At 42.4% G+C, this 15640-nt stretch carries 16 protein-coding genes; 7 read left to right on the top strand and 9 right to left on the bottom strand.

The window, feature by feature from the left end:
- Nucleotides 1–23: 23 nt before the first annotated feature.
- The 9 genes from fabG to POV27_RS08220 all read right to left on the bottom strand — a co-directional run bounded on the left by fabG (nt 24) and on the right by POV27_RS08220 (nt 8306).
- Nucleotides 24–770 (bottom strand): 3-oxoacyl-[acyl-carrier-protein] reductase, encoded by a 747-nt coding sequence (gene fabG / locus POV27_RS08260; protein ID WP_272862279.1) that lies wholly within the window; start codon nt 768–770, stop codon nt 24–26.
- A 102-nt stretch (nt 771–872) separates the two neighbouring features.
- Entirely contained in the window at nt 873–1745 is an 873-nt protein-coding gene (gene sucD, locus POV27_RS08255; RefSeq protein WP_272862278.1) for a succinate--CoA ligase subunit alpha, read from the bottom strand.
- 69 nt (nt 1746–1814) lie between these two features.
- Nucleotides 1815–2228: a nuclear transport factor 2 family protein gene (locus POV27_RS08250; protein WP_272862277.1), complete on the bottom strand. Its 414-nt coding sequence runs from the start codon at nt 2226–2228 to the stop codon at nt 1815–1817.
- Nucleotides 2225–3163, bottom strand: a complete 939-nt coding sequence (locus tag POV27_RS08245) for a UDP-3-O-(3-hydroxymyristoyl)glucosamine N-acyltransferase (RefSeq protein ID WP_272862276.1) — start codon at nt 3161–3163, stop codon at nt 2225–2227. The genes POV27_RS08250 and POV27_RS08245 overlap by 4 nt, the downstream gene beginning before the upstream one ends.
- Nucleotides 3164–3234: 71 nt before the next feature.
- Nucleotides 3235–3801 (bottom strand): elongation factor P, encoded by a 567-nt coding sequence (efp, locus tag POV27_RS08240; RefSeq protein WP_272862275.1) that lies wholly within the window; start codon nt 3799–3801, stop codon nt 3235–3237.
- Nucleotides 3802–3833: 32 nt separating this feature from the next.
- A complete protein-coding gene (gene lpxA / locus POV27_RS08235) occupies nt 3834–4616 on the bottom strand; it encodes an acyl-ACP--UDP-N-acetylglucosamine O-acyltransferase (protein ID WP_272862274.1) in 783 nt (260 codons plus the stop codon).
- A complete protein-coding gene (locus POV27_RS08230) occupies nt 4617–6023 on the bottom strand; it encodes a bifunctional UDP-3-O-[3-hydroxymyristoyl] N-acetylglucosamine deacetylase/3-hydroxyacyl-ACP dehydratase (protein WP_419179936.1) in 1407 nt (468 codons plus the stop codon). It abuts the gene before it with no gap.
- A complete protein-coding gene (lpxD, locus tag POV27_RS08225; protein WP_272862272.1) occupies nt 6016–7041 on the bottom strand; it encodes a UDP-3-O-(3-hydroxymyristoyl)glucosamine N-acyltransferase in 1026 nt (341 codons plus the stop codon). Before lpxD ends, POV27_RS08230 begins: the two co-directional genes overlap by 8 nt.
- Nucleotides 7042–7079: 38 nt before the next feature.
- The gene (locus POV27_RS08220; RefSeq protein ID WP_272862271.1) at nt 7080–8306 is read right to left on the bottom strand and encodes an HD domain-containing protein; all 1227 of its coding nucleotides are present in this window, start codon (nt 8304–8306) and stop codon (nt 7080–7082) included.
- A 122-nt stretch (nt 8307–8428) separates the two neighbouring features.
- On the opposite strand from POV27_RS08220, the gene porX reads away from it, so the two are divergent.
- The 7 genes from porX (at nt 8429) to POV27_RS08185 (ending at nt 15560) form a co-directional block, all read left to right on the top strand.
- The gene (gene porX / locus POV27_RS08215; protein WP_272862270.1) at nt 8429–9976 is read left to right on the top strand and encodes a T9SS response regulator signal transducer PorX; all 1548 of its coding nucleotides are present in this window, start codon (nt 8429–8431) and stop codon (nt 9974–9976) included.
- 94 nt (nt 9977–10070) lie between these two features.
- The gene (tsaE, locus tag POV27_RS08210) at nt 10071–10484 is read left to right on the top strand and encodes a tRNA (adenosine(37)-N6)-threonylcarbamoyltransferase complex ATPase subunit type 1 TsaE (RefSeq protein ID WP_272862269.1); all 414 of its coding nucleotides are present in this window, start codon (nt 10071–10073) and stop codon (nt 10482–10484) included.
- A 179-nt stretch (nt 10485–10663) separates the two neighbouring features.
- A complete protein-coding gene (locus POV27_RS08205; protein ID WP_272862268.1) occupies nt 10664–10795 on the top strand; it encodes a hypothetical protein in 132 nt (43 codons plus the stop codon).
- Nucleotides 10796–10823: 28 nt separating this feature from the next.
- A complete protein-coding gene (locus POV27_RS08200) occupies nt 10824–11270 on the top strand; it encodes a hypothetical protein (protein ID WP_272862267.1) in 447 nt (148 codons plus the stop codon).
- A 481-nt stretch (nt 11271–11751) separates the two neighbouring features.
- Entirely contained in the window at nt 11752–12951 is a 1200-nt protein-coding gene (locus tag POV27_RS08195) for an alanine dehydrogenase (protein ID WP_272862266.1), read from the top strand.
- Nucleotides 12952–12978: 27 nt separating this feature from the next.
- Nucleotides 12979–13365 carry a hypothetical protein gene (locus tag POV27_RS08190; RefSeq protein ID WP_272862265.1) on the top strand — a complete coding sequence of 129 codons (387 nt, stop codon included), beginning with the start codon at nt 12979–12981 and terminating at the stop codon, nt 13363–13365.
- Between the two features lie 74 nt (nt 13366–13439).
- On the top strand, nt 13440–15560 hold the full coding sequence (locus POV27_RS08185; RefSeq protein ID WP_272862264.1) for a TonB-dependent receptor plug domain-containing protein: 2121 nt from the start codon (nt 13440–13442) through the stop codon (nt 15558–15560).
- Nucleotides 15561–15640: the final 80 nt, after the last annotated feature.

The raw sequence follows: 15640 nt of genomic DNA, 5'->3' as shown, positions 1-15640 counted from the left end.
GCACAGCGTGCATCCTAGCATTGTTACGTTAACATTCCTCCATCTACATTCAACACCTGCCCTGTAATATAACCGGAAAGGTCACTTCCCAAGAAAACACAGGCATTGGCAATATCTTCTGGTGTTCCACCTCGCTTTAACGGAATGGCTTCTCTCCAACTTTGCACTACGGTTTCATCCAATTTCCCTGTCATTTCGGTTTCAATAAATCCAGGTGCAATGGCATTACAACGGATATCACGAGATCCCAACTCCAGGGCTACGGACTTGGTAAAACCAAGAATACCCGCTTTAGAAGCTGCGTAATTGGTCTGTCCTGCATTTCCCTTCACTCCTACTACGGAACTCATATTGATGATAGACCCTTTTCGTTGTTTCAACATGGTACGTTGTACCGCTTTGGTCATATTAAATACAGACTTCAGGTTCACTTCGATCACCTTATCGAAATCCTCTTCAGAAATACGCATTAAAAGGTTGTCCTTGGTAATTCCGGCATTGTTAATTAGAATATCAATACTTCCGAACTCCTTAAGTACCTCGGTAGCCAATTCCTGTGCTTCATCAAAGCTGGCAGCATTACTTTTATACGCCTTTACCTTTACGCCTTCTTTACTAGCTTCCGTGGCAATTGCCTCAGCAGCCTCTTGCGAAGAGTTATAGGTGAACGCCACATTAGCTCCCTGCTTGGCAAAGGTCTCTACAATCCCTTTTCCAATTCCTCTACTCCCTCCGGTAATGATGGCCGTTTTTCCTTCTAATAGTTTCATAGTGTTGGTTGGTGTTAGTTTTTAAATCGTATGCTTATCGTCCAAAGATAAAAAAGCCCTGTGAGTATAAACAGGGCCTTTGTGTTATTATTTACCTAAAGTTTACGCTAAAACTTCGGCTACTTTCTTTCCAATTTCAGCAGGCGAATCTACCACGTGGATTCCGCATTCTCTCATGATTTTCTTCTTGGCTTGTGCGGTATCATCACTTCCTCCTACAATTGCTCCGGCATGTCCCATGGTTCTTCCTGCAGGTGCAGTTTCTCCTGCTATAAATCCTACAACAGGCTTGTTACTTCCGCTGGCTTGGTACCATTTGGCAGCATCGGCTTCCAATTGTCCTCCAATCTCACCAATCATTACCACAGCTTCAGTTTCTGGGTCGTTGATCAATAATTCAACAGCTTCTTTAGTGGTAGTCCCAATAATAGGGTCTCCTCCAATTCCGATAGCGGTTGTAATTCCTAATCCTTGTTTTACTACTTGATCTGCAGCTTCGTAGGTCAATGTTCCAGACTTGGAAACAATTCCTACTTTTCCTTTTTTGAAAACGAAACCGGGCATGATTCCCACCTTGGCTTCTTCAGGAGTAATTACACCAGGACAGTTAGGCCCTACCAAACGGCAGTCTCTGTCTTTAATATAGTCGGCCGCCTTGATCATATCGGCTACTGGGATTCCTTCTGTAATCGTAATAATCACCTTAATTCCCGCATCGGCAGCTTCCATAATAGCATCTGCTGCAAAGGCAGGTGGTACGAAGATAATGGTAGTATCTGCACCTACTTTTTCTACCGCTTCCTGCACGGTATTGAAAACAGGCTTGTCTAAGTGGGTCTGCCCTCCTTTTCCTGGAGTTACTCCACCTACCACATTGGTTCCATACTCAATCATTTGTCCGGCGTGAAAGGTTCCTTCACTACCTGTGAAACCTTGTACAATGATCTTCGAATCTTTATTTACTAATACACTCATTGGTGATTTTTTTAAAGTTGAATTTTACGATGTGCAAAGGTAATTTTTTATCCTCTTTTTCAAAAGAATTTAGACCTTAACCTTATGATAAGATTCGGTAGTGTCGTCGTTAATGCTTACCGGCTGACTTACCGTGTGTCCACGGTACAATTTACCGTCTTTAACTTCCCATATAGAGATGAAATGGGCAATTCCCAATTCTTCATCAGGGTTCTCGATGGTTCTTATGTAGTACTTGTATCGAACGGTGACATGGGCTCCATCTGCCAAAAGATGACTCACTTCTACCCTAAGATCTTGATAGGTACGGCCAATTTCCATGAAAAACCCAGCCAAATCGTCGTAATGCAAAATGGAAAGTCCATCGGAACTATTCCAAATTAATACAACTTCAGGATGAAAATAGGTTTCTAGTACGTTTTTATCGGTAAGGACTTTGGAGAGATAGAAGTTTCTTACGACTTCCTTGGCTGACTTGCTCATTCTAAATTATCTAATTTTTCAATTATATCTGGGATCAGGCGTATGGACGCGATCTCTTTGTATTTTTTTCTGAATTCATCCGCAGGGGTTCCAAAGTACGACTTTCCTCCTTCAAGGGACTTACTTACGCCACTCTGGGCAGATATAACCGCTCGGGCCCCAATGGTGACATCGCTGGTAATCCCAACCTGCCCCCAAATGGTCACTTGGTCCTCAATCACTACACAACCAGCAATTCCTACTTGGGAAGCAATAAGACAGCGCTTTCCTATACGGGTATCGTGTCCTACATGCACCTGATTATCCAGCTTAGAACCCTTGCCAATAATAGTAGAACCTGTCACTCCTCTATCAATCGTGCACAAAGCACCCAAATCTACGTTATCTTCAATAATGACGTTTCCGCCGCTCTTCAGTTTATCGAAATACTCTGGACGGTTCTTGTAATAAAAGGCATCGGCACCCAATACGGTTCCCGAATGGATGGTTACATTGTTCCCAATTATAGTATTGTCATAAATAACCACATTGGGATGAATAAGGCAATCATTCCCAATCTTAACATTGTTTCCAATGAAAACGTTGGGTTGAATGATGGTGTGTAATCCTATTTGTGAATTCTCCGCAATAACCGCTCTTGCAGGTTCAAACGGATTAAAATGATCGGTGAGCTTATTGAAATCGCGGAAAGGATCGTCGGAAATCAGTAGCGCTTTTCCCTTCGGGCAATCTACTTCTTTGTTGATGAGTACAATCGTGGCTGCCGATTGCAACGCTTTGTCGTAATACTTAGGGTGATCTACAAAAACGATATCCCCTGGCTCCACTACGTGTATCTCATTCATTCCCAGCACCGGAAAGTTAGCATCACCCACATAAGTGCTGCCAATGATGTCGGCGATGGCCGAAAGGGTCTGCGGTGTTGAAAACTTCATTTTTGACGATTAGGAACCAAATATAAAAAATCCCATCTCATTTACTCTGGGATGGGACTTTTAATTTTGTCTTATTCTTTAATCCGTTCCTGATAGGTACCCTTTTCGGTTTCTATCTTTATCTTATCTCCTTCGTTAATAAAGAGCGGAACGTTAACCCGTGCCCCGGTTTCTACCGTGGCAGGTTTAGTGGCGTTTGTTGCAGTATTTCCTTTTACTCCAGGCTCCGTAGCAGTAACTTCCAAAATTACGGAAGCAGGCATCTCTACAGATAAAGGCATACTGTCTTCCGTGTTAATGATCACAGTTACAACCTCTCCTTCTTTCATAAGGTCGGGACGGTCCAAAGTATCTACCTGCAATTGAATCTGGGAGTAATCCTCCGTGTTCATGAAGTGATACGTATCCCCTTCATTATATAGGTATTGGAACTTGTGGGTTTCCACGCGGACGTCCTCAATCTTATGACCAGCAGAAAACGTATTGTCGATTACTTTTCCAGAAGTAACACTTTTCAATTTGGTTCTCACGAACGCAGGTCCTTTTCCGGGCTTAACGTGCAGGAACTCCACGATTTTATATATGTCGTTATTGTATTTAATACAAAGTCCTTTTCTAATATCTGATGTATTCGCCATGCTTAATTGGTATTTCTGAAATTATAATGGTTTTAGTTCTGGAAGTATCCCTTCATGATTCCTCGCTTGGAGTTCTTGATAAATTGAAGGATCTCGTCCCTTTCTGAAGTAGCTTCCATTTCGGCCTCAATGATCTGTGCAGCCTGCGTATTGTTATAGCTTTTTTGGTACAGGATACGGTAAATGTTCTGTATCTCCTGAATCTTAGCGGTTTCGTAACCTCTTCTACGCAATCCTATGGAGTTGATCCCAACATAAGAAAGAGGCTCACGAGCTGCCTTTACATACGGAGGAACATCTTTACGCACCAAGGAACCTCCCGTTACGAAAGCGTGATTACCAATCATACAAAATTGGTGTACGGCAGTCATTCCCGCCAATACTACGTAATCACCCACAGTAATATGTCCTGCCAAAGTACTGCTGTTGGAGAAAATACAATTATCCCCTACGATGCAGTCATGGGCAATGTGGCAATACGCCATGATTAGACAGTTATTACCAATTACAGTCTTCCCCCTGTCTATGGTTCCTCTGTTTACCGTTACATATTCACGAATGGTCGTATTATCGCCTATTTCGGCAGTGGTTTCTTCGTCTTGGAATTTTAGATCCTGCGGAATGGCAGAAATTACGGCTCCAGGAAAGATATTACAGTTCTTTCCGATTCGGGCGCCTTCCATAATGGTTACGTTAGAACCAATCCATGTACCCTCCCCAATGACCACATTGTTATGAATGGTGGTAAAAGGTTCGATTACTACATTTTTGGCAATCTTGGCTCCTGGGTGTACGTAGGCTAATGGTTGATTCATTTAGTCGTTTTTGGTTTTAACAATTTGTGCCATAAGCTCGGCTTCCGTAACCAGTTTATCATTGGCGTAAGCATTTCCCTGCATATGTACAATTCCTCTTCGTATTGGCGTAATAAGCTCTAGGTTAAAGACCAAAGTATCCCCTGGATTTACCTGCTGCTTAAACTTCACATTGTTAATCTTCATAAAGAAGGTAAGATAGTTTTCTGGATCTGGAACCGTGCTAAGCGCTAGGATCCCTCCGGTTTGCGCCATGGCTTCTACGATAAGAACCCCTGGCATTACAGGTGCTCCCGGAAAGTGCCCAACAAAGTAAGGCTCATTCATGGTCACATTCTTCAATCCTACCACATGCTTATCACTCAATTCCAAAATCTTGTCCACCAATAAAAATGGCGGGCGATGAGGAAGCATAGCCATGATAGCATTAACATCCTTCACCGGTTCCTTGGACAGATCGAATTTGGGTACTTTATTCCGCTTCTCGATCTTTATAATTTTTGAAAGTTTCTTGGCAAATTGAGTGTTAATGGAATGCCCAGGCTTGTTTGCAATCACTTTTCCGCGAATGCGGGTTCCTACCAAGGCCAAATCCCCAATTACATCCAATAACTTATGTCTAGCAGCCTCGTTGGGATGGTGCAACGTAAGATTGTCCAATATCCCATTGGGCTTTACAGAAATTTTATCTTTTTTGAAGGCGTGACGCAGACGCTTCATAGTTTCGTCGCTCAATTCCTTGTCCACATAAACAATGGCGTTGTTCAAGTCCCCTCCTTTAATGAGACCATGTTCCAACAGCATTTCCAATTCATGTAAGAAACTGAAGGTACGGGAATCGGCGATTTCCTCTTTAAAGTCGGAAAGGTGCTTTAGTGACGCATTTTGTGTTCCCAAGACCTTGGTTCCAAAATCGACCATGGTAGTTACCTGGTACTCATCGGCTGGGATGATGGTAATTTCACTTCCAGTTTCTTCGTCCGTATACGAAATCACCTCATTTACCACATATTCTTCGCGTTGGGCTTCCTGCTCTACGATTCCGGCTTTTTCAATAGCCTCGACAAAGAACTTGGAAGAACCATCCATAATAGGAGGCTCGGAGGCATTCAACTCAATCATACAGTTGTCTACTTCCATTCCCACAAGAGCCGCAAGTACGTGCTCCGAGGTTTGTATTTTAACTCCGCGCTTCTCCAAATTGGTTCCGCGCTGTGTATTTACAACGTAATTGGCGTCCGCCTCGATTACTGGATTTCCCTCCAGATCGACACGAACAAAGGCGTACCCATAGTTTTCGGGTGCCGGTTTAAAGGTAATGGTCACCTCTTTTCCTGTGTGAAGCCCCACTCCGGTAAGCGAAACTTCCTTCTCGATCGTGCGCTGCTTAGCCTCGCAGTTAGTCATCTCCATTATTTTTTTCTAGGTTGTTTAGTCGGTTTACTATTTTAGGTAAGTTCTTAAAGTAAACATAGCTTTTGTTGTAGTCTCCATAGTTCAATGCAGGAGATCCTTGCAACACTTCATTGTCCTTTACATTTCTTCCTATACCACTCTGTGCTTGTATCCTTACATTGTTACCAATGGTGATATGCCCAACAATTCCTACTTGACCACCAATAAGACAATTTTCACCAATCTTGGTAGAACCTGCAATTCCAGTTTGGGCAGCGATGGCAGTGTTCCTACCGATCTCTACATTGTGGGCAATCTGTATTTGATTATCCAGTTTTACACCCGTACGAATTACCGTCGAGCCTAATGTGGCCCTATCTATCGTAGTTCCCGCACCTACATCTACATAATCCTCAATGATTACGTTTCCGGTTTGTGGTACTTTCTGGAACTCTCCTTTTTCGTTCGGGGCAAATCCGAAACCATCGGCGCCAATAATAGCTCCACTATGAATGACACAATGATCTCCTATGACTGTTTCAGAATAAATCTTGGACCCTGCAAATACCACAACGTCATCTCCAATGGTCACATTGTCTCCAATATATACATTGGGATAAATCTTGGCATTTTTACCTATAGAAACATTTTCCCCTAGGTAACTGAAAGCTCCTATGTAGATATTCTCGCCATATTGTGCAGAATCTGCAATGAACGAAGGTTGTTCTATACCTACCTTATTCATTTTTACCTGATTGTAATATTCCAGCAATTGCGAAAATGCCTTGTAAGCATCATCCACACGAATTAGGGTAGTTTTTATAGGACTTTCCGCCACAAAATCCTTATCCACTATAGTAATGGACGCGTCTGTGGTATAGATATACGGCTTATATTTTGGGTTTGCCAAAAAGGTAAGACTCCCTTGGGTTCCCTCTTCAATTTTAGCCAATTTTGACACCTCTACGGTTTCATTTCCTTCTACTTCACCTTCAAGAATTCCTGCTATTTGGTTGGCTGTAAACTTCATTTTTGATTTTGAGTGTTGCAAATATAAAAAAAGCAATACTAATCCTTTTTAGGATAGCAGATATAATATTTTACCACCCGTTTGGATAAGGCCTCGATGTTGAGTTGGTCACTGGCCTTGGCCACATCGACCACCCTACCGTTCTTCCGGATGAGATTTATGGTGTCCTTATCCATTCGGTAGGCCTGATTGCTTATGCTCCCTTGGAACACAAAATAAGATGCTTCATGGGCCGAAAGGTTGTGTTGTTTCATCACAGCTTCTATCTTCTCTTCCACCTTTGCTTTGGAAATAGGTCGTTTCTTCAGTTTTATGCGCAACAGTTTCCGGTACAATAGCATGTCCGAAAGTTCCGAAAGCACAAAGTCTTCAGAATCCTTCCAACTTTTCATGGCAGAGATGATGTCGTAGTCATCCAACTGGGAAAAGGTGCCTAGAATTTCAGTAGAGAAATCTTCCAAAGAAACACTTTCCTTCATGAAAAAGGAAAGGGCCTTGCTCGCTGGCAAATCGTGTCCTGACTGCACCAATTCCTTGGCGCGTTTCAGTAAATGCAATAATAATTGCTCTGCTACCAAGCTGGTTTTATGAAGGTATACCTGCCAATACATTAAACGGCGAGCAATGATGAATTTTTCAACCGAGTAAATTCCCTTCTCCTCTACCACTAAGGAATCGTCCTTTACATTCAACATGGTGATAAGACGTTGGGAGTTGACATTTCCTTCACTAACACCCGTATAGAAACTATCCCGACGAAGATAGTCGAGACGGTCCATGTCCAACTGACTCGAAATGAGCTGATGTAAAAATTTACGGGGATATTCATTCTTAAAAATAGTAATCGCAAGATCCAATTTCCCGCTGAACTGTCGGTTCAATTCGTTCATGAACAGCAGCGAAATCTCTTCATGACTCACATTACTTACGATACTATGTTCCATGGCATGCGAAAAGGGCCCGTGACCAATATCGTGCAGCAAAATAGCAACATACAGCGCTTCTTCTTCGGCATCATTAATTTCCACTTTTTTAGAGCGCAATACCTGTACGGCACGCTGCATAAGGAACATAGCGCCCAAGGCATGATGAAATCGGGTGTGCTGCGCTCCGGGATATACCAGGTATGACATCCCCATTTGGGTAATGCGTCGCAGGCGTTGAAAATAAGGGTGCTCTATGAGTTCAAAAACGAGCGGGCTGGGAATGGTAATAAAACCGTAAATAGGGTCGTTAACAATCTTGAGTTTATTCTTGGATTTCAAACTTTAACTTTTAATTAATAATGTGTAACGACACTATAAAATACTATGGAAGTATTTTTGATGTTATAGTATCACTGCCACTTGCAGCTTACCAATCTTAATTTCAAAACAAATATACATATATGAGCGAGATAAAAGTACTTTGGGTAGACGACGAAATAGACCTATTGAAACCCCATATCCTGTTTCTCGAAGGCCGTAATTATAATGTGACCACAGCGCAAAGTGGTACGGAGGCACTTCAGGAAATAGAAAAGGATACTTTCGATATCGTTTTCCTGGACGAAAACATGCCCGGACTTACCGGCTTGGAAACGCTTGCCGAAATAAAGGAACAACAGGCCACGCTTCCCGTAGTTATGATTACCAAGAGTGAAGAGGAGTACATTATGGAGGAAGCCATTGGTTCCAAAATTGCCGATTACTTAATTAAGCCTGTAAATCCGAACCAGATTCTTTTGAGTTTGAAAAAGAACCTGGACCATTCCCGTTTGGTGTCGGAAAAAACCACTTCCAACTACCAGCAGGAATTCCGGAAGATTGCCATGGATATGTCCATGATCAATTCGCATGAAGAATGGGCCGAGTTGTACCAGAAATTGGTCTATTGGGAATTGGAGTTGGAGAACATTGAGGACACAGGAATGTTCGAAATTTTGGAATCCCAGAAAGTAGAAGCGAATACGCAGTTCTGCAAGTTCATTGACAAAAACTATAGCGACTGGTTTGGCAACAACGATGATGCTCCGGTGATGTCACATACCCTATTTAAGGATAAAGTAGTACCACAATTGGCCAACAAACGCACTTTGATGGTCGTGGTAGACAATTTGCGTTACGACCAATGGAAGGCTTTTGAACCTTATTTGAACAACGCTTACAAGAAACAAGAGGAAGACCTCTTCTATAGCATATTACCTACGGCCACGCAATATGCGAGAAATGCCATCTTTTCGGGTCTTATGCCCAGTGATATGCAAAAATTGCACCCTAACTGGTGGTTGAATGACACCGATGAGGGAGGAAAGAATATGTACGAAAAGGAGTTTTTGGGAGCTCAGCTTAAGCGATTGGGGCTTAATCTAAACTGGAGCTACCATAAAATCTCAAGTTTGAAACAAGGGAGGCGACTGTCCGAAAACTTTAAGAGCCACAAGAACGAGGACCTTACAGTGATCGTCTACAACTTTGTAGATATGCTGTCGCATGCCAAAACCGAAATGGAAGTAATAAAGGAATTGGCTTCTACCGATAAGTCCTACCGTTCCTTAACAGAAAGCTGGTTTAAGAATTCTCCTTTGATGGAAATCATACAACAGGCGGCGCAATTGGGCTTCCAGTTGATCATTACCACGGATCACGGAACAATTAACGTGAAGAATCCGTCGAAAGTGATTGGAGACAAGAACACCAGTTTAAATTTACGGTACAAGACTGGAAAGAGCTTAACGTACGAAGATCGGGATGTGCTGGCAGCCAAGAACCCTAGTAATATCCACTTGCCCAGCATTAATATGAGCAGTTCGTTCATCTTTGCCAAAGGGGATCTGTTCTTTGCTTATCCAAATAATTACAACCATTATGTAAGTTATTACAGAAATACCTACCAACACGGTGGGGTTTCGTTGGAAGAGATGATCATTCCATTCGCAGTATTGTCCCCAAAATAGAATTTTTGTAAGAAAACACTGATTTTCATACATTTAATCGGTGTTTTCAGTGGATAGTCGGAAATATTTTTATATTTGTTATGGCCCTACGATCATGAAAAGAACTTATACATTACAAGAATTACCAGAAGTTGCTGGTATGGTGTTAAGCAATGCTCCCACTAAAACCCTGTTGTTCTATGGGGAAATGGGAGTAGGTAAAACAACACTCATTAAAGAGCTTGCCAAGAAGTTGGGCGTCCAGGATACGATTAGTAGCCCAACCTTTTCTATCGTAAACGAATACCTCCTGGAAGCAGACAAATTATATCATTTCGACTTTTATCGGCTAGAAGCAGAGGAAGAGGCTTTGGACATTGGAATAGAAGACTATTTCGATTCTGGGCATTGGAATTTCGTGGAATGGCCTGAAAAGATAGCGTCGTTGTTACCCGATGGCTCAACGACCATAGAACTAACCAAAAACAAAAACGGAAGTAGAACAGTAAACATTTTGCCGGTGAACTAGAACTGCAGCGAACACATACAAAACCGCCTACTTTATAATGTTTGTCCCCAATCCCCACATTACTAAAGAGGGATACTTTTGTCTAAGGCCAAACTTAACAAATTACGGCGAACGTTTTTGATATACTTGTTTTTTTTCGTGATAGGTTTGTAATATAAACCTCACAAAAAACTAGTATTATGAAACTCAAAAACTACCTTTTTCTCGTTGCATTTTTAGGAGCCTTCTTATTTGTATCCTGTACTCCTGAGAACATCGAAGATGAACAACAAGTCGAAACGGAAAACCTCAAACCTCCAAAGCAAGGATAAGAAAAGCTTATTCATTGGCGGACTAATAGTGCTTTTTATAGCTGCTACGCCATTTATTTTTTACACTTACAAGAATTTCCCAAGCGATACCAAAGTTTGGGAAACTTCTTTTTTTACTATTGAAACAGCGTACCACTCGGTAAACACCTACGCTTGGTTTGTGGTGAGTAAAGTTGTTCCATTAAGTCTTCTTTTGCTGTGGTTCTTTACCTGCAAACATTGGTGGCACTGGATCATCTTAGTGCCTATCGCGATGTATACTTTTCAACTTTGGGGTATTTTCAATGAAAGCCAAGGACTAGATGAAGTTGAACTATATTATTTACTACCATTAATGATGATAATCGTACCAGGTGTTTATTTGGTCAGGGCAAAGCTTTTTGCTAAAGCCCGAGGGGCAGATTTGAAGTCATTTGAGGAAGAGTTGGGCACCAATAGATCTCTATGGGGTCAAATCAAAGACCTATTTAACTAAGCTTCGTTTTTCTTTTCTAAGGCTTTGATGTAAAATTCCTTTTTGAGTATTTCCATTAAATAAGTAGAAAAACATCGTTAATCTACTTACTATATATACTATTACCACTAAAATTAGGCATTTCCCGCACCGCCTGTACGGCAAAAACGCAGGTATTTTTAAAATCACACGTAACAACCTGTATTTCAGAAATATAAATTCATTTTCATTTCATGCAATTCAAGAATTGTCATCATTCAATTCATGAATTCTCATACTATCCCCTTGCAAAAAACGCCAATCCTAACGAATTTTATAAAGTTCTTTCGAGGAGGGCTCGAGAGACAGGATTGAAAAATGCCATTCCGAATCCATGCATTCGCATATTGACTTTAGGAGGGAGAAGTCAAGTTCGGAATGGCATTCAGTATTTTCCACCCCGCAGGATGTTCCCATTTTTCAATTTTATTGTGTAACTTGGTACAACCAACACCAGCCGCGTATGTCGCAACCTAAATCTCCCTTTACCAAAGCGCAACTCCTCCCTCAGGAAGAAACCCTTGAAATCGCCCATGAAAAGCGGGATCTCGTCATCGGTATTCCCAAGGAAACCCATTTTCAGGAACAACGGATCTGCCTAACCCCAGATGCCGTAGCTGCTTTGGCCGCCAATGGCCATCAAGTGCTTATTGAAAGAGGCGCAGGATTGGAAGCGGGTTATTCGGACAAGGAGTATAGCGAAGCAGGTGCACAAATCTCAGAAGATTCCAAGAAGGTATTGGGTTGCCCTATTCTTTTAAAAGTAGAACCCCCTACCCTTTCGGAACTGGAACACATCAACCCGAAAACGGTGCTCATTTCTGCCCTACAACTTAAGGGACAAAAAAAGGAATATTTCGAGGCTCTTGCCAAAAAGAAGATCACGGCTTTGGCATTCGAATTCATCAAAGACGAAGACGGAAGCTATCCCGCCGTGAAAGCCCTGAGTGAAATTGCCGGAACGGCCTCAGTACTTATCGCCTCAGAACTCATGGTGAATTCAAACACCGGGAATGGCCTCCTGTTCGGAAATATAAGCGGGGTACCACCTGTGGAAGTAGTAGTAATTGGTGCAGGAACCGTCGGTCAATATGCGGTTCGGTCGGCTTTGGGATTGGGCGCCAATGTAAAAGTCTTCGACAATTCCATTACCAAACTGCGCAGAATCCAATCTAAAGTTGGACAAGCACTGTATACCTCAACAATACAACCAAAAAACTTGCTGAAGGCGCTTCGACGCTGCGATGTGGCCATTGGCGCAGTGCGCGGCAAACATCGATCGCCCGTTATTGTTACCGAAGCCATGGTAGAATGCATGAAAAAAGGTGCAGTGATCATCGATGTAAGTGTGGATATGGGTGGCTGTTTCGAAACGACCGAAATGACCTCCCACGACAATCCCACCATCACCAAGCATGGTGTGCTACATTATGGGGTGCCTAATATCCCGGCGCGCTACCCCAAATCGGCCTCCGTTTCATTGAGTAATATCTTCACGCCTTATCTTTTGGAAATCGCCGAATGCGGTGGTTTGGAAGAAGCCATAAGAATCGATGCCGGATTGAAAAATGGTTTGTATTTTTACCACGGAATTTTAACGAACAAAGCGGTCGCCGATTGGTTCGATATGCCATACAGCGATCCAAATTTGCTCATTTTTTAGAACACATCTTTTTCATACCCTTTTTTAATGCCTTTACTCAAGCGTTTTGTCTATTATTTTGGAGGACTCGTCCTCGGTCTTTGTTTTTTGTATTTCTTTATCGGTGGAAGTGGTGCCTCCTGTGAAATGGACTACCTTCCCAATGCCCGGGTATTGAAAAACATTCGGTTGAAAGAACGCGTATTCTCGGACAAGGTATTGCAGGAATTGGCGAGTAAACAACTGGACACTTCGGCCATTTCTACACTGCTGGAAGATGGCGATGTGCTCTTTTCTGAAAGCAATACCGATGGCGATCCTTGTAATGTATATGTAATCCGTGGTAAGGCTTCAGAGCAGTGGTTGAAGATCACGGTCGAAAACTGTGAGAACCAAGCCAAGGTGAATGATATCTTCATCAGTAATTCCAAATAACCCGCGCTCTTAGCAGCTTCTTAACATCTACGCATTAAAATCTTAGCTATCTTTAGGTGGTAAACCTTCTGCGCATGCTAAAAAAAATTGCTTGTCTGGTGTTCCTGTGCATTGCTAGCACACTTTGGAGTCAAGAAAAAATTACCATCGCTTGGGATGTTTCCCTTTCCATGGAACATAGAAATACCGAAAAGGAATTCCAATTCCTGAACAACTACTTCACCAAATATCCCAATGTGAAGGCACGGGTAATCCTCTTCAACGGGATTCAATCCAATCAAGAAGATTTTTCAATAGAAAACGGCAACTGGCAGGCGATTAGAACCAAATTGTCTCAGGTAATCTACGATGGAGGTACAGGCTACCAAAAGCTGATTACGGTTTGGTTGGATGGAACGACCTTCTTGTTTACGGACGGTATGGAAAACATAGAAGAAGACCTCCCTCCTATGGGAAAGCAGCTGTACGTAATTAACAGCGCATCGAAGAAGAATTTGAAAAACCTTCAGTTTTTAGCGTTATCAAACAAAGGAAGATTCGTTGACCTAAGCCCACCGCCACAATGGGGCGATTCTCAAAAAGAGAAAGTGCAAGGATACATTTATGGTTTGGATGTCCCCATGGATGCCATTACGATTCGGGTGAAAGATACCAAGGTGCGTACCAGTCCAGATGATGCGGGTAATTTTGAAATCCAAGCCGTACCGGGTGATGTGGTCGTTTTTGAAGCCGTAGGCGTACAACCTATAGAACGTATCGTGACCCCAAGCAGAACATTGAATGTTTGGATGGAGTATGACGGGATTGAATTGGGGGAAGTGTTCCTTAAAAAGAAGAAGAAAAAGAAGGAAGGATCCGAAAAGGTTATCACCAGTAATAAAAAACAACAAAAGAGAGCTGTAGGATACGGAATGACGACGGTAAACAGTGAAGACTTTAACCAGGCTGCCGTTACGATAAGCGAAGCCGTTTTGGGTCGACTCTCAGGACTTCGGGGAACGCAGTTGGAAACCTCGGTTATCCGTGGCCGCAACAGTTTGGTTGAAAATAATTATCCATTAATTATTTTGGATGATGTCCCCTTGCCTATTGGCGAATCTACCGATTTTATAAACCCTGTAACCATTGCCTCAGTTACGGTACTAAAGGGATTTGCAGCGACTACTATTTACGGTTCGGAGGCTTCCGGTGGCGCTATTGTACTTAAAACCAAAATGAGTGTAGAGCGGGAAAAAGCCGAGGCAAGGGAACGGGAAGCCAAAGAATTTTTAAGTCGATATGATAATGTCGATCTCTTAGCGCCTGCCTATTCGACAAATTATCTATCGGATTTAGAGAACACTGCCAGCCTAGACGGTGCCTACTCATTGTATTTGAAACAACGTAAAGCGCACTTAGAGAAGGAACCTGCCTTTGCCATAGACCTTTTCGACTTCTTTGCGACGAGAAATACCCGCATGGCCAAAACCATAGGATATAACATCTTGGAAATGCACGGTAATGACCTTAGTGCCATGCGAACGATGTTGTTTAAGGCACGGGAAAAGCACTTTTTCGATATGGAGTTGCACTTTGCGAAGGCCTTAATCGTTTCATTCCCCGATAGGATTCAGTCCTACTTGGACTTGGCTATGGCACAGAAGAGCAACGGAAACTATCAAGCAGCCCTTGACATACTGCTGGGTGTGACTACAGGAGACATTCGGCCGAACCTAGATTTCAACCCTTTACGTAAAATGGCCGATCAGGAAATACGTAATCTCATTTCCCAGCACAAAGAATCCTTGGAAACGAGTAAAATTGAAGCCACTCACCTTTCCAAAGAACCATTGGAAGCACGTCTGGTGTTCGATTGGAGTGCTTGGGAATCGGACTTTGAATTCGTCTTTATAAGTCCCGACGGCCATTACACGCAATGGAATCATACCATGGCCGAACCGGAACGCTTAAAGGAAGAACTCGATTTAGGATACTCTCAAGAAGAGTTTGAAATAGCTGGAGGTGACAAAGGAAAGTGGAAGGTCATTGTAAAATACTTAGGAAGTAGAAGTCAAAAGAACATTCCTGAGTACATTCGTTGTACCATTCAGTATAACTTCGGAAAGGAAAATGAACGCACCGAAGAGCATATGATTCATTTCTTTGAAGAGGGCAGCGAATACTTAGCCTTCAGTTTAGAGACCCATTCTGGATAAATAGGGTTCTAAAAGCACTTTGTAAGGAATTCACTGGAAATATGGGTTTTGAATGTTAAAAAAGGGGACTACGATGACAC

It is taken from the genome of Aureisphaera galaxeae (assembly GCF_028561275.1).
GTDB classification, from domain to species: domain Bacteria; phylum Bacteroidota; class Bacteroidia; order Flavobacteriales; family Flavobacteriaceae; genus Aureisphaera; species Aureisphaera galaxeae.
Note: the sequence above shows the minus strand (reverse complement) of the source record. Positions and strands in the feature narration are given on the sequence as shown.

Bases quoted from the DNA above. Each gene is read 5' to 3' on its own strand.
- tsaE (WP_272862269.1), top strand. From the start codon at position 10,071: ATGAAAAGAACTTATACATTACAAGAATTACCAGAAGTTGCTGGTATG.
- POV27_RS08185 (WP_272862264.1), top strand. From the start codon at position 13,440: ATGCTAAAAAAAATTGCTTGTCTGGTGTTCCTGTGCATTGCTAGCACA.
- efp (WP_272862275.1), bottom strand. From the start codon at position 3,801: ATGGCGAATACATCAGATATTAGAAAAGGACTTTGTATTAAATACAAT.
- POV27_RS08250 (WP_272862277.1), bottom strand. From the start codon at position 2,228: ATGAGCAAGTCAGCCAAGGAAGTCGTAAGAAACTTCTATCTCTCCAAA.
- POV27_RS08195 (WP_272862266.1), top strand. From the start codon at position 11,752: ATGTCGCAACCTAAATCTCCCTTTACCAAAGCGCAACTCCTCCCTCAG.
- sucD (WP_272862278.1), bottom strand. From the start codon at position 1,745: ATGAGTGTATTAGTAAATAAAGATTCGAAGATCATTGTACAAGGTTTC.
- POV27_RS08205 (WP_272862268.1), top strand. From the start codon at position 10,664: ATGAAACTCAAAAACTACCTTTTTCTCGTTGCATTTTTAGGAGCCTTC.
- lpxA (WP_272862274.1), bottom strand. From the start codon at position 4,616: ATGAATCAACCATTAGCCTACGTACACCCAGGAGCCAAGATTGCCAAA.
- POV27_RS08245 (WP_272862276.1), bottom strand. From the start codon at position 3,163: ATGAAGTTTTCAACACCGCAGACCCTTTCGGCCATCGCCGACATCATT.
- POV27_RS08230 (WP_419179936.1), bottom strand. From the start codon at position 6,023: ATGACTAACTGCGAGGCTAAGCAGCGCACGATCGAGAAGGAAGTTTCG.
- lpxD (WP_272862272.1), bottom strand. From the start codon at position 7,041: ATGAAGTTTACAGCCAACCAAATAGCAGGAATTCTTGAAGGTGAAGTA.
- porX (WP_272862270.1), top strand. From the start codon at position 8,429: ATGAGCGAGATAAAAGTACTTTGGGTAGACGACGAAATAGACCTATTG.
- fabG (WP_272862279.1), bottom strand. From the start codon at position 770: ATGAAACTATTAGAAGGAAAAACGGCCATCATTACCGGAGGGAGTAGA.
- POV27_RS08190 (WP_272862265.1), top strand. From the start codon at position 12,979: ATGCCTTTACTCAAGCGTTTTGTCTATTATTTTGGAGGACTCGTCCTC.